The 11938-nt window shown below is 56.1% G+C and carries 12 protein-coding genes and 1 pseudogene; 5 read left to right on the top strand and 8 right to left on the bottom strand.

The annotated features are described in order from the left end of the window. Nucleotides 1–22: 22 nt before the first annotated feature. Nucleotides 23–679 carry a GntR family transcriptional regulator gene (locus tag ACI766_RS11075; protein ID WP_003116580.1) on the bottom strand — a complete coding sequence of 219 codons (657 nt, stop codon included), beginning with the start codon at nt 677–679 and terminating at the stop codon, nt 23–25. A gap of 104 nt (nt 680–783) precedes the next feature. Here ACI766_RS11075 and ACI766_RS11070 point away from each other — a divergent pair, with 104 nt between their 5' ends. From ACI766_RS11070 to ACI766_RS11055, 4 genes and pseudogenes are all read left to right on the top strand, one after another. Continuing rightward, nucleotides 784–1998 (top strand): MFS transporter, encoded by a 1215-nt coding sequence (locus ACI766_RS11070; protein ID WP_003090864.1) that lies wholly within the window; start codon nt 784–786, stop codon nt 1996–1998. A gap of 27 nt (nt 1999–2025) precedes the next feature. Beyond that, complete coding sequence (locus tag ACI766_RS11065; protein WP_016562049.1) at nt 2026–2619, top strand: cysteine hydrolase family protein; 594 nt, start codon at nt 2026–2028, stop codon at nt 2617–2619. Nucleotides 2620–3210: 591 nt separating this feature from the next. Beyond that, nucleotides 3211–3312 (top strand): annotated as a pseudogene (locus ACI766_RS11060) (hypothetical protein); the annotation flags it as partial. A 284-nt stretch (nt 3313–3596) separates the two neighbouring features. Beyond that, nucleotides 3597–4007 carry a hypothetical protein gene (locus tag ACI766_RS11055; protein ID WP_016562050.1) on the top strand — a complete coding sequence of 137 codons (411 nt, stop codon included), beginning with the start codon at nt 3597–3599 and terminating at the stop codon, nt 4005–4007. A 158-nt stretch (nt 4008–4165) separates the two neighbouring features. Here the strand turns inward: ACI766_RS11055 and ACI766_RS11050 are convergent, their stop codons facing one another. Both ACI766_RS11050 and ACI766_RS11045 read right to left on the bottom strand, forming a co-directional pair. Beyond that, complete coding sequence (locus tag ACI766_RS11050) at nt 4166–5449, bottom strand: SMODS domain-containing nucleotidyltransferase (RefSeq protein ID WP_023086084.1); 1284 nt, start codon at nt 5447–5449, stop codon at nt 4166–4168. Continuing rightward, a complete protein-coding gene (locus tag ACI766_RS11045) occupies nt 5442–6062 on the bottom strand; it encodes an SLATT domain-containing protein (protein WP_016562052.1) in 621 nt (206 codons plus the stop codon). The genes ACI766_RS11050 and ACI766_RS11045 overlap by 8 nt, the downstream gene beginning before the upstream one ends. 1221 nt (nt 6063–7283) lie before the next feature. Between ACI766_RS11045 and ACI766_RS11040 the strand changes: the two genes are divergently transcribed. Next, complete coding sequence (locus tag ACI766_RS11040) at nt 7284–8840, top strand: hypothetical protein (RefSeq protein WP_124122656.1); 1557 nt, start codon at nt 7284–7286, stop codon at nt 8838–8840. 101 nt (nt 8841–8941) lie between these two features. On the opposite strand, the gene ACI766_RS11035 is transcribed toward ACI766_RS11040, so the two are convergent. The 5 genes from ACI766_RS11035 to ACI766_RS11015 all read right to left on the bottom strand — a co-directional run bounded on the left by ACI766_RS11035 (nt 8942) and on the right by ACI766_RS11015 (nt 11931). Then, nucleotides 8942–9202: a hypothetical protein gene (locus tag ACI766_RS11035; RefSeq protein WP_016562054.1), complete on the bottom strand. Its 261-nt coding sequence runs from the start codon at nt 9200–9202 to the stop codon at nt 8942–8944. Then, nucleotides 9199–9567 (bottom strand): hypothetical protein, encoded by a 369-nt coding sequence (locus ACI766_RS11030; protein ID WP_016562055.1) that lies wholly within the window; start codon nt 9565–9567, stop codon nt 9199–9201. The genes ACI766_RS11035 and ACI766_RS11030 overlap by 4 nt, the downstream gene beginning before the upstream one ends. Further along, nucleotides 9564–10193 (bottom strand): glycoside hydrolase family 19 protein, encoded by a 630-nt coding sequence (locus ACI766_RS11025; protein WP_016562056.1) that lies wholly within the window; start codon nt 10191–10193, stop codon nt 9564–9566. Before ACI766_RS11025 ends, ACI766_RS11030 begins: the two co-directional genes overlap by 4 nt. Before the next feature lie 245 nt (nt 10194–10438). Then, nucleotides 10439–10675, bottom strand: coding sequence for a hypothetical protein (locus ACI766_RS11020; RefSeq protein ID WP_003096116.1), 237 nt, complete (start codon nt 10673–10675; stop codon nt 10439–10441). After that, nucleotides 10675–11931 (bottom strand): hypothetical protein, encoded by a 1257-nt coding sequence (locus tag ACI766_RS11015; protein ID WP_016562057.1) that lies wholly within the window; start codon nt 11929–11931, stop codon nt 10675–10677. Before ACI766_RS11015 ends, ACI766_RS11020 begins: the two co-directional genes overlap by 1 nt. Between the last annotated feature and the right edge of the window lie 7 nt (nt 11932–11938).

Raw genomic sequence — 11938 nt, 5'->3', positions numbered from 1 at the left:
GAATCGCCCTGCCCAGCCGGCATCACTCAGGAAGAATGGTGATTCCGCGTGCCCTGAGACTGCGCCGGTCTTTTCGGAGAGTTTCCAGCAACCGGTCCCTTGTCTCCCGGACGTGCGATTCGACCATCCCCGCGGCGCGTTCGATATCGCATGCCCTCAAGGCGGCGATGATGGCGCGATGCTCGGCCCAGCCGTGATGTTCCGGTTGGCTCTCCAACCATCTGACACGCTGGAGGCGCGTCAGGGCCTCGCCGAGCCCCCGACTGATGAATTCATTGCGGGCCAAACCGGCAATCCAAAGGTGGAATTGGCGTCCGGCAGACTCGGTCTCTTCTGCCGAGGCATTTATCGGCACCGCATCCAGTATGGCCTCCCCCTCCCGGAGATAGCTTTCTTCCGCCTCTTTTCCACCGAGGCGAACTGCCGTTACCTCAAGCATCTCCCGGTATACGAACAATTGTTCTATTTCCTGAAGATCGATGGGCGGCACCAGCCATCCCCGGCCCTCCCTCGCAACGAGACCTTCAGCCTCAAGACGAACCAGTGCCGTGCGGATAGAGCTTCGCGAGGCCCCTGTCTGCCCTTCGAGCCAGCGCTCCGTCAGGCGCTCTCCAGGGCCGATCTCCATATCCAGAATCAAGCGGCGCAGCCGCTCTTCAGCCTGCTGAATGACCGTCATTAGGTGCCTCCGATTGACAGATCCATTGGCCAACGTCAATGTATACCAAATTGGTATACCAAATTGACTGTGTGGTATCGAGTGTCTCTGATCGGAGTCTGCTGATGCAAGGCAACATGAACGAACCCGCTATCGACTGCTGGCAACGCAACCTCGCCGTGTGCTTGTTCGGAGCCTTCACCACCGTCTTCGCCATGACACTTATCCTGCCGTTCCTCCCGGTCTACATAGGTCAACTCGGGGTATCGGGCCACGCTGCAATCGTGCAGTGGTCGGGTATCGCCTACGCCGCCACTTTCGTCACCGCCGGGTTGGTAGCACCGCTTTGGGGGATGCTTGGCGACCGCTACGGTCGCAAGCCCATGCTGGTCCGAGCTAGCCTGGGAATGGCGATCACCATGTTGCTGATGGGGCTGGCCTCCGATATCTGGCAATTCATCGGCTTGCGCTTGTTGGCGGGAATCGCCGGCGGGTACTCGTCGGGGGCAACGATCCTGGTCGCGGTGCAAGCTCCGAAATCCCGTTCGGCATGGGCATTGGGTCTTCTTTCCTCGGGCGTGATGGCCGGCAATCTGTTAGGGCCGCTGGTTGGCGGCTTCCTGCCTCCTCTGATCGGCATACGAGCCACATTCTGGGGCGCCAGTGGATTGATCTTCATTGCGTTTGTCTTCACGACCTTCATGTTGCGCGAGACTGCACGCCCCTCCGTCCCCGCCGTCGAAGAACCTCCCAAGGTCGGTTGGTCGAATATGCCCAACAAGGCGGTGATCCTCGCCATGCTGGCGACAGGCCTGCTGCTGATGATTGCCAACATGTCGGTCGAACCGATTATCACCGTCTATATCGAAACGCTGCTCGAGGACTCGAGGCGGGTGACGTCTGTGGCGGGTCTGGCCATGTCGGCGGCAGCGCTCGGAAGCATCATCTCCGCGACCTATCTGGGTAAGGTGGCCGACCGGATTGGCTACGGCGTCATCATGATAGCCGCGCTGAGCGTCGCGGCCGTCCTGCTGATTCCCCAGGCTTTCGTATATGCGGGGTGGCAACTCATCGCCCTGCGCTTCCTGATGGGCATGGCGCTTGGCGGCCTGCTTCCGTGCATGGCCGCTGTAATCCGCCATAGCGTCCCGGAGCGATTCGTCGGCTCGGCAATGGGCTGGTCGCTATCCGCGCAATTCGCCGGCCAGGTAATCGGGCCGGTAATCGGAGGGTTCGTCGGTGGCCAGTTCGGGATGCGCAGCGTTTTCCTGGTAACCAGCCTGTTGATGCTGGCAGGGGCGCTATTCAACTGGCGAGCCCTTGGGCACTCCACCCGCTAGACGGTTTTCCACCACCCAGAGGTCGTCATGACTGAGCTCGTGCTTGAATCTCCCTTTAATTCCGCCCTGCTGCTGATGGATTTCCAGGAATTCGTGCTGAACAACTTCGTGCCCGCACCTCGCGCAGCCGAGGTAGTGGCCCGCACCTCCAGATTTCTTTCCAGGGTACGGCAAACCGATATGCTTGTAGTTCATGTAACGGTGGGCTACCCGCCCGATGGTCCGCCAATGGACAGGCGCAACAGGCTATTCCGCGAGCTACGTGAAAGTGGCTTGATCGAACCGGGAAGCCCCGGGTTGGCGATCACCGCCGCCTTGCAGCCGATCGAAAGCGAACCGGTCATTACGAAGAGTCGCGTCGGCGCCTTCACGGGTACGGAACTGGACGAGCTTCTCTGGGCGCATGATATTGAAACATTGCTCATCGCTGGAGCCACTACCTCAGGCGTAGTGCTGACGACGGTTCGCCAGGCGTTCGATCTGGACTACCAGTTGGTTGTGCTCAGAGACGGCTGTGTCGATGGCGATGCAGAGTTGCATGACTACCTCATGGCCAGAGTCATTTCCGACCACGCCACGATCACCGAAATCGATGAAGTGGCGAAAACTCTACGCATGTAGAGTGCGCCAGCCATACAGAAGCAACGGTCGTTCCCGAGTACCGCCGCCCAGACCCTTGGCAACTTCCCTCGCTCGATCCCACCTCCGATAAAAGCATCGGCGATGTGCTCGGCGACTCCTCGGGGCTATCGAAGCTGACCATCAGTAGCGTCAAGGCCACTCACCGGGAACGCTCCTTTGGGCTGGAACCCGCCTCCCTGCCAAAAGGCTTTCAAGATCCGGGAGCTCGATACTATCGTCGAGCGCATGTAGAGAGGCCCAGTGGAGGGTAACGACTACCTCCTCGGGTCTGGCAACCATTTTGCCTGGCAGCGCCCCAGAAAATGGCGATCGAGTCCATCCCCACGAAAGATGTACCAGGGGCGGAGATTCTGGTCAGTGACTGAAAAACGGTGGCGGCCCAGGTCGAGAGGCTGATGGAGACATCATCCGAATCGAAGTACTGATGACAGCCTACCAGCCGTGCTGGAAAGCCTCGGGTTATCGGACACCGACGCTGGGCGGGTGGAACTGCTCATTACCGACGATATGGCAAAGGCCCCATCCCTGATAAAATCCCCGCCCTGCTCCGCTCCCCCTACCGAAGTCCCGATGCGCCCAGAACCGACCAACGCCCCCGCCGCCCTCTCACGCCGCTTCTCCGTTGCGCCGATGATGGACTGGACCGCTAGTTCTCTACACCCCCATTTTTTCTAAGCCTTCAAAACACTCGCAACTTTCAACTTACCACTTTCTTACCACTAGTCAGTCTAGCTCCAGCAGCAACCCATTCCAGGGAACACCTGCGCCCGTTGCAGAATGAGCATTTTGCGGTATCACCTTCGGCCTTGACGAGCTTCTGCCGGATGACCTCGCCCGCGCACCTCTAGCACACTTGTTATTCCATCGCGTTCCTTGTATTTCACCAGTATGAACTCCCTGCTCAGACGGACATCCACCCGCCCCTCACAATTTCAAACCACTTAAGGATAAAGACGATGGCATCAGACAAGAAGAAAGCCAAAAGGGCCAAGCGAGCCAAGCTCAAAGCAAAGGAAATCAGGGTCGCACGACGTGTAATCAACGATAACGGCTCAGAGACACTGGATGCTCTTGCACGGAACATGGTGAGCTTACTGAGGAAGCTGGGCGAAGCAGAAGAGACCAGCATGGTAGAAATGTTGAAGACACTCATGATGGAGACGAGTAAGTCAGAAGTGGCTTATTTGGATGATGAAATTGATTATCAGATCGTCGTGTTGAAGGTTTACGGCAAGCGTACTGAAGGGCGGGCCGAGGATTGGATGGAACAGCCCGACTTCTTGCAGGCTTATGCTGAGGCCGCGCGGGGGGTTGGGCGCCCTGAACTCATTGAAGCTTGGCAGGATGCCTACGCGTTGGGGGACTGATCAGAATCAGCTTTTCTGGTAGAAAGCCAGAGTGCGAACGGTCAACACGAAAATTTGGGGCTGCCTCGAGCACGTCTGGTACAGACACGCCCGGGCTTTAGAACGGCTGATGTAAGGTGCGGTTGGCTGAGCCGGGCAAGCAGGGTAAGGCTCAACCGTTAGATGGGCACCACAATCCTGCCGCGGGCCACGCAAACGTTCTCTTTGACCGCATAGCATTCAACGTAGTGGTCGCCTTCAAAGTTTGAATGCTCAGTGATTTGGTTGTGACCACTGTCGATGCGGATATTGCCTCTGATCATGTTCCGCTCGATTGCCTGGGGGCCAACATTCTTGACCTTCCAGTAGATTTTGTATGGCGGCGGTACATTGATCTCTGCTATCCAGAAGGTAAGCTCTCTCTGTCTAGGGATTCGGTAGGAGATGACCCGAGACATGAGGTTGCGCAAGCGATCCTCTTCGTTTTTGATGGTGCAGTCAATGCGTAGGGTGTACTGAATATCGAGGCTGAATTTCTCGCTGATGAACTCTTCTGTATTTTTGACTCTGTTTTCGGCGATCGCTTGCTTCTTCTCTTGTTCTATATACTCAGGGAAATGTTCGCCAAATACAGTACTCCACCGCTCATGTGCAACCGCTGCATCGTCCAAGGCATCTTGCAAACGGCTCAGTGCTTTTTTTGCTTTGGGGTGGAAGTTTCCCGACTTAGTGACTATGGAGCCGCTACCCGGGGCCCTCCACTGCTCCTTATCTCCGTCAACTTGTACTAAGTAGGCAAAGAAATCTCGAGTCATCTCCCCGTAGGCAGCATAGGACTTCATGTCGTAGTCCGATGTATTTTTTAGGAACTGGTAGCACAGCGTATCGATTAGCATTCCCTTCATCGGCACGCCATGGTCGTTTTTCCACGCGCGCACCATTTTGCAGAGGCGTTTTAGATTGTGGTTCTTGTCTTTGTTAAGATTGTTAATCTCCTCAATCTCGGCTACCGGATTACAGGTTCTCCAATTCCCTCCGTCGTTGGCGTCGGGGTAAGTGTAGCTGCCATCACCCTGTTCGAATGCAGGGAGAACCTCAACAACGTAGTCGGAGAAGTCTACCGAGACGACCTGCTGCTGAGCTTTCACCGTCCGGTGGGGAAAGCGCTCCTTGAGTGCAGCTCGGATCTCACCCAGTAATGAAGATTGCCCATTGCTTTCATATCGCTGGAAGCGATCGTAAACCGACCATGGTAGCACAAAGACCATGTCCAAATCACTGACACCATGGACCGCCGTATGCCGCCCGTAAGACCCTACTTGCCGGCAGTTTTGAGTGTCCGAGACATTATTGTAATACTTTTCGTTGAGCTTTTCCGTGATCTTACGATAGCTCTTGGATATTTCATCAGCGTTCTTTACTGCTAGATTTTTTCGAAACTGCTCAAATAGATCTTTACTCATGTAGGCATTTCCCTGCTAGCACTGAAAGGAGATCTGGGTGAGTGTCGCACCATGACACTACAGCGATGGTAAGCAGAATCGTCACAAGCGTCGTATAAGCAGAGAAAGGAATCTTGTCTCTAAAAAATGAGAATTTCCGGTGCTCAGCAATCCAGTCAATCTGTTGATCCCAGAAGAACTTCTTGTGCGCTAACCAACTGGAGAAAAGGATATGCTTTCTCTGGCAGGCTGCTCTGAAATCCTTGGTGATTTGGTCCATCTCTGCTTCATTCTCTGGAGTGAACTCCCCTGAGGATTTGCATTGAACTAACAGGATCCTCAGTTTATCAAGAAGTTCGGTCAGCACGTTACCTGCTTGGAAGTACTGTTCTTTCGTATCTGAGTAGTAAGCTATGTACAGACTGCAGATCCCGATCACCGTGATGACTGCCGACACGTGTTTGGCGGCAAGAGCCTCAATGTAGAGAGACAGAACACCGATTACCAAAGAGATCATCCCGATCCAACCTGGTGCTTTCTCAACGATGTCGTAGGTGGAGAAATGAAGCTTAGCGGAATACCCAACGTCATACGCTTTCTCAGCGATCAAACTAAGTGCTACCTGCTGATCCATTTTTCGTCCCTTAAAATTTTTTATGGGTGGCCTATTCCAGTCTTGATTTACCTACGGACAGTCAAACGCATGGAGGCAATCGCTTTCCCCTGCTTGGGCGACAGATCTGTAACATGGCAGGTCAAAATGACATTACCACACGACGGAACTTGCTCAAGGCATCCACGTCAGGACCTAGCTCAATCCCAGGAAACGGTAGACGGGTAAATCCTAGGTTCTCGGGGCCTCCGCCACCCACCAAGAGTACGCGCAGTTCCTCGCCACCCGCTGGCATATCGGGCCCCTCGAATACTGTATAAAAATACAGAAAAAAGAAAGCAGAAACCGTGATCCACTTTCCCCGCAACGCAGCCATCTGGCACATCGCGCTAGACGACAAGCAAGCCTTGATGTCCTCCTCTGAATGGCACTGCGAGATGCTGCGCAGAGCTGCCGTCTCCCCAGGCTGGCGATGTCAACCAATCAGACTATCTCGATATGCACGACCAGGCCGCCGGTGCCCTCTCGTATGCTCAGGAGGAACGCGCAGCGCCGTGGTACAAGCCTAACCGGACGTACAGGGTAGTATTGAACAGCCGCGAGGTTGAGCTGATCGCCCGCGGTGCCTTCAAGCCTTCGGTGCCGGAATTAAGTGACGGGTTGATTCGATACGACAAGCGCGGGCAGCTAGCAGTGTTTCACCAGTAAACCATTTATAGAGGAGATATTCGAGGACGACACTGGACATGTACGAGCGGCCAGACCTATGCACTGACGGTGATTGGCCGCGCCTGGCACGGTAAAGAGTGGTGAGCACTCAACCGACCAGATGAATATCGCCTTGCGGTAGATCTAGCCGAACAGGCCGAAGAAGACGGGGATAGTGCAGCCGCGACACTGTGGCGGGAACGGCTGGAGGCCTGCGAACTGCGGGCATGCAGCACTTGCAGGGGGCACTTTGCTTTGATGGAGACCTGCGATGACTGCCACGGGACAAGCGTGATGGCAGTCGAGGCTATGCTGGGGAAATTTGACGCGAGGGTAATAGGGTGTGCGGACGACTCAATCAATACACCGGTCTGTATGAATTCGTATCAGTCCTGAGCCTACCGAATATGCTGGGCGATCCCATTGACGATCAGCTGGCATGCAAGGACATCGCGCCACCCGGTGCTTGACACTGCACAATGAGGTTTTCTCCTTGGTAAGATACCCCCACAGCTTTACAGGGACATGGCCGAAATGCGAGATAGGCAGAACAATTTTAAAGCGAGTATCCGCCAAAAGCTTAGAGATAGGGCTGGAAATATTTGCTCTAACCCTTCCTGTTACGCACCTACTAGTGGTGCAAAAGCTGGTGAGGATGGTGCGCTTGATATGGGGGTTGGAGCGCACATCTGCGCAGCCTCCCCTTTAGGCCCTCGCTACAATGCTGATATGACGCCAAAACAGCGCTCGGCTTACGAAAATGGTATTTGGCTTTGTACTCCTTGCTCAATAAAGATTGACAAGGACTTTCACGCATACCCAGAGGAACTACTCCGAGAGTGGAAGCGCAACGCTGAAAAACGTAGCAACTCAAGAATTGGTATTCCTGCCATTCCGGATTCCGCTCCTCAGGATTTGCTAGTGACAGCCCTACATGGAGCGCCTCTTAAGTCCGGCATTGCTCAAGCAATAAGCAATGTTCACAGCGCAGTAGAAACAGTATTAAGCAGTCTCGACAATCGATTCCAAATACAGTCCTCACACAATCTTGGCCAGACTACATACCGTATTGCTGCCCGCGAACACCAGAACATTGATCTTACAGTAGAATTCAAAAATCCACAGCGATACGCAAAAGACTATCAACGCCTTATTGAAGAGGGAAAATCTTTAACAATCGACACCAGCGACATAAATTTAAAAGGCTCCCCCCTATTCGAAAAAATTACTGCTGAAAGCAGTAAGTTACAGATTGGCAGCTTGTCGAAGCCCTGCACAGTAAGAGTTTCCACCGTTCACGAAGAGACTGGACATCTTGAGACATTCAATGACATAGAAGGGAACTTCTCTTATGGTACCAAAGGAGGCACATTCACAGGTCTAACCATGGGGAAGATGTTAAAATTTGAATTTGACATTAACTTCAAAGAACTCGACAAATTCAATATAAAAATCACCCCTCTCACCGACCTCTGGAGTAATACCCCCATCGACAGCCTTCCTTATTTTTCAAAAATAAAGAACCTACTACTCAACATAAACTCTGGACACACCCTAAATATAACCGCTGAGTACCAAGGCGAGCAGCTATTTTCAGGAAAAAGCCACGCACTTTCATTCAAGGGACAATTCGACAACATAAAAATGCTCTTTCTATATCTAGATGCAGCTAGAGAAATATCTAAAAAAATTAGCTCAACAATACTTTTCAAAGACAACCAGCACATTCCCAGCGAAGACATTGAAAAACTAATAAAAATTGCATCCATGATGAATCACAAATACTTCAAAGAAGCAAGAAATCTTTCAAAACCAATACGTTTTAAACTAAAAAAAGAAAAAGACTCAAAAAAGCAAATAGAAATGCTTGAAAAAGAAGAAGACCTTCAGCTACGTATCACCCAAGAAGAAGGGGACACAATATCAATTCTAGGACAAAAAATAAAACTTCCGCGCCAAATCATAGAGTTAAATTGCGCCCGAATTAAAATAACCAACAAAAAAGAAAACCCGAAAAATTCTATGCTTGAGTGCGAAATAGTACCAAGGAAAAATTTTTCTCTAAAAATATTCTACAGCACCGAAGTATAGAAGTTGGCTGCGACCCCAATAGAATCTAGCCATCCCACAGTCAAGCCTAGAGGAAATTCTTTTACTATTTAATTCTTCGCCTCTTCGAAAACACTATTTAATTATTGGCATGCGAGGATGGCAGCAAGCATCTTGGCTTCATACCCTCGATGCTGACGAATTTCGGCCAACAAGGCTCGAACTTTTATCTGTAGATCATCATCTGCCTTTAGCCCTTTTGTAGCCCAAGCGGGCACATCTACAACCGCCACTCTACACGGCACCACCACAGGCACCTCCACCCGCACCATGCGCGACTCGTCTTCTTGCCAGCCGGCGCATCCCACTAGCACGACCATCACCAGCATCAGCACCACCCTCATAGACCCAACTCCTGATCGATCACCGCCTCGGCGGCCACACACTGCTCGCCGGCCGTGCGCTCTAGCAGTAGGCGCTGTGCCGCAGCATAGTCACCGTCGGCGCGCCTCCGCGCTTGCTCCACCGCCTGGGCTGCATCCCGGGCGCGCTGTTCGCCGGCCAGTCGCAGCGCGGCGACCTGCCTACCCTGCTCCGCTACTGCGGCCTCCAAGCTCCCACGAGCGGAACGGCAGGCGGTCAGATCCGCGCGCGCGGTATCGACCAGTGGCCGGTAATGACGCGCGCTGAGCCAGACACCACCGGCGGCTCCCACGCCGATCAGCAGCATGCAGCCCAGCACGATCGAGACAACACGGGTCGAGATCACGACAGCACCCTCTTCGCCCGCTCCCACAACGCCATGCGCTCCGCCTGGCCGTTGAGCCCGCCGTTGATCTGGCGGGTAATCGCAGCGAACTCTCCCCGGTCGGCCAGTTCGTTCAAGCCACGCGTCGACCACCACCAGGCTGCGGACAGCGCCGCCCACTCAGGCTGCTCGAGTAGTTCTGGCTCCGCTTCCAGCGGCTGGCCCAGCCCGCCGCCGGCAGCGCGGTAGTTCGACCGGCCGGTGATCTGTAGCAGTCCGCGCCCGCGGTACCGCCAGCCGTCGCCGGACGCCTCGTCTCCGTTGCCGTTGCGCGAGGCATAGGTGTTGTTCGCGATAGCCTGCGGATGCCGCGCAAGGTTCAGAGCCAGAGCGTTCGGGTTGCCGTCGGCACCGCGGTACCGGCTCGGCCAAGTCGCAGCCAGGCCACGGGCGCTGTAGTTGAGGTTCTCCACCAGCCGAGTCAACTGGCTGCTCTCGTGGCCGACCTGGGCGAGAAACGCGGCGACTCGCACGGGCGAAGTGATACCGAAGCGAGTCATCCCGCGGTTCAACACACCAACAAAAACGCCGGCTTGCGGGCCGGCGTTCGGAAATATCTGCAGCAGCTGCTGCTCGGTAATCAGCATCGGTTCTCTCCAGTAACGTTAATGCTCTGCTATCGGTAGGCGTGAAGGGGGTCCGGTTTGCTATCGTTCGCCTGCCAGGTAGGAGGCGAACCACGATGAATAAACGGATGTTGCCCGGGCTGCGCGCCCATGTTGATCAGCTCTTGCGCGATGGCTGGTGGATCTCCGCACGCGATCCGCTCACCTTGAAACGCGGGTCCGACCGCCTGCAGTGCCTGGACGGCATGCTGGTCGGCTCGGCTCAGTCAAACCTCGATATCGAACTGGGGGAGCTGCGGCGCCGGCCCGGTCACCAGACCATCGCTGATGAACGCCATCTGCCCGGCCGGCACCGCCGTGCCCCGGGCCGCGATCACGACGTTGTTTCGCAGGCGGACGCGGCAGGTGCCGGCGCCCTCGTCGACGTCGATCACCTCCCCCACCGTGCGCGCGCCGCCCGGTAAGAGCCCGATGAACCGACGCCAGGGATTGACCGTCGCCATCAGGAGCCTCCCGGGTAGTGGCGCTCGATGCGCAGGGTCTGCCACACGCGGCTAGCCCCTACCCCCTCGGCCGAGATATCGGTGGCCAGGCAGAGCCCGCGCCAGGTCGCCTGTTCGTCTCTCACCTCGACCAGCATTCCCGGCTGCACCAGGCCCGGTACCCCATCATCCTTCTGGAACAGCGGGATACGGCGCGTCTCGATCGCCTGGTTGCCTCCCTTAGACAACTCGCAGATCCCGCGCGAGCGCGCCACCTCGGTGCCGGTCATCCAGTCCTCCATGACGTCGGGCGCCGACTCCTCGCCGGCGGTACCGGCGCGCCGCACCTGCACGCTGACGCCGTAGCTGGTACCGCTGACGTAGACGAAATTCCATGCTGGCTGGGGACTCCACTCGCTGCCCCACTCGGCGACGATGGCGGCCGGGATGATCCGGTCGGGAATCGCGGTGTCCCAGTACCAGGTCGCCTCACGATACCGCGGCAGGATCGTCACCGAGTCGTCCATCAGGCCCGGCCGCACGATGCCGCCGGCGACCTCGGCCAGCTTGACGATGACCTGCATCGGCGTCTGGTCCTGGTAGCTGAAGGCGCCGGCCGGCAGCGTCCAGTCCGGCGGCCCCATGTTCTCGACGTCCCAGGACACTGAAAAGCCGGTGTACTGCAACTGGTCGTCGACAACCTGACGTGCGTTCAGCGGCGCCGTGTTCACCGCGCTGCGCTTCGGCGCATAGGGCGCGTCCAGCAGTTGGGTGCGGCTCGCGCCGCTGATGGTGTAGCGCTCGCTCGGATGCTTGCCGCTGCCGCTGTAACGCTCGACCAGAAACCGCCAGGTCCAGCCGTTGATCTCCAGCTCTACCGTCTTCGGCCCGTTGGCATCCGGCGCCGCCAGGTCCAGCGAGGTGCGACCGAAGAGGTCAGCCGAGAACGACCAGGCGAACGAGTCGATATCCAGGCCGATGCGAATGCTGGTCGCATCCAGCGGCGTGCGACTCGGCAGCACCACCAGGGTGACCGTGTTTCCTATCATGTAGGTCTCCAGTATCTCGGGCTCGGCGGGTGGATCTATCGGTACCACCGGCCCCGGATAGTCGGGGTAGACAATGCCCGTCGGCACCGGATCGGTCGGCCGCCCCCATGCCCAGGGAATCCGCCGCAACGCATCGAAGCGGGCCGGACTGCCGTAGCTGCTGCGCGCCCCGGCGTCCACCGGCCGGATACCACGGACCGGCGCCACGTAGCGGAAATCGAAAAACACGTCGGGC

Source organism: Pseudomonas sp. DL, from assembly GCF_047199225.1.
GTDB classification, from domain to species: domain Bacteria; phylum Pseudomonadota; class Gammaproteobacteria; order Pseudomonadales; family Pseudomonadaceae; genus Pseudomonas; species Pseudomonas aeruginosa.
The sequence above is the reverse complement of the archived record's forward strand: the minus strand, read 5'-3'. Positions and strand labels throughout refer to the sequence as shown.

What these genes read in the sequence shown, in the direction of transcription:
- ACI766_RS11075 (WP_003116580.1), bottom strand. Translation starts at nt 679, where the DNA reads ATGACGGTCATTCAGCAGGCTGAAGAGCGGCTGCGCCGCTTGATTCTG.
- ACI766_RS11070 (WP_003090864.1), top strand. Translation starts at nt 784, where the DNA reads ATGCAAGGCAACATGAACGAACCCGCTATCGACTGCTGGCAACGCAAC.
- ACI766_RS11065 (WP_016562049.1), top strand. Translation starts at nt 2,026, where the DNA reads ATGACTGAGCTCGTGCTTGAATCTCCCTTTAATTCCGCCCTGCTGCTG.
- ACI766_RS11055 (WP_016562050.1), top strand. Translation starts at nt 3,597, where the DNA reads ATGGCATCAGACAAGAAGAAAGCCAAAAGGGCCAAGCGAGCCAAGCTC.
- ACI766_RS11050 (WP_023086084.1), bottom strand. Translation starts at nt 5,449, where the DNA reads ATGAGTAAAGATCTATTTGAGCAGTTTCGAAAAAATCTAGCAGTAAAG.
- ACI766_RS11045 (WP_016562052.1), bottom strand. Translation starts at nt 6,062, where the DNA reads ATGGATCAGCAGGTAGCACTTAGTTTGATCGCTGAGAAAGCGTATGAC.
- ACI766_RS11040 (WP_124122656.1), top strand. Translation starts at nt 7,284, where the DNA reads ATGCGAGATAGGCAGAACAATTTTAAAGCGAGTATCCGCCAAAAGCTT.
- ACI766_RS11035 (WP_016562054.1), bottom strand. Translation starts at nt 9,202, where the DNA reads ATGAGGGTGGTGCTGATGCTGGTGATGGTCGTGCTAGTGGGATGCGCC.
- ACI766_RS11025 (WP_016562056.1), bottom strand. Translation starts at nt 10,193, where the DNA reads ATGCTGATTACCGAGCAGCAGCTGCTGCAGATATTTCCGAACGCCGGC.
- ACI766_RS11020 (WP_003096116.1), bottom strand. Translation starts at nt 10,675, where the DNA reads ATGGCGACGGTCAATCCCTGGCGTCGGTTCATCGGGCTCTTACCGGGC.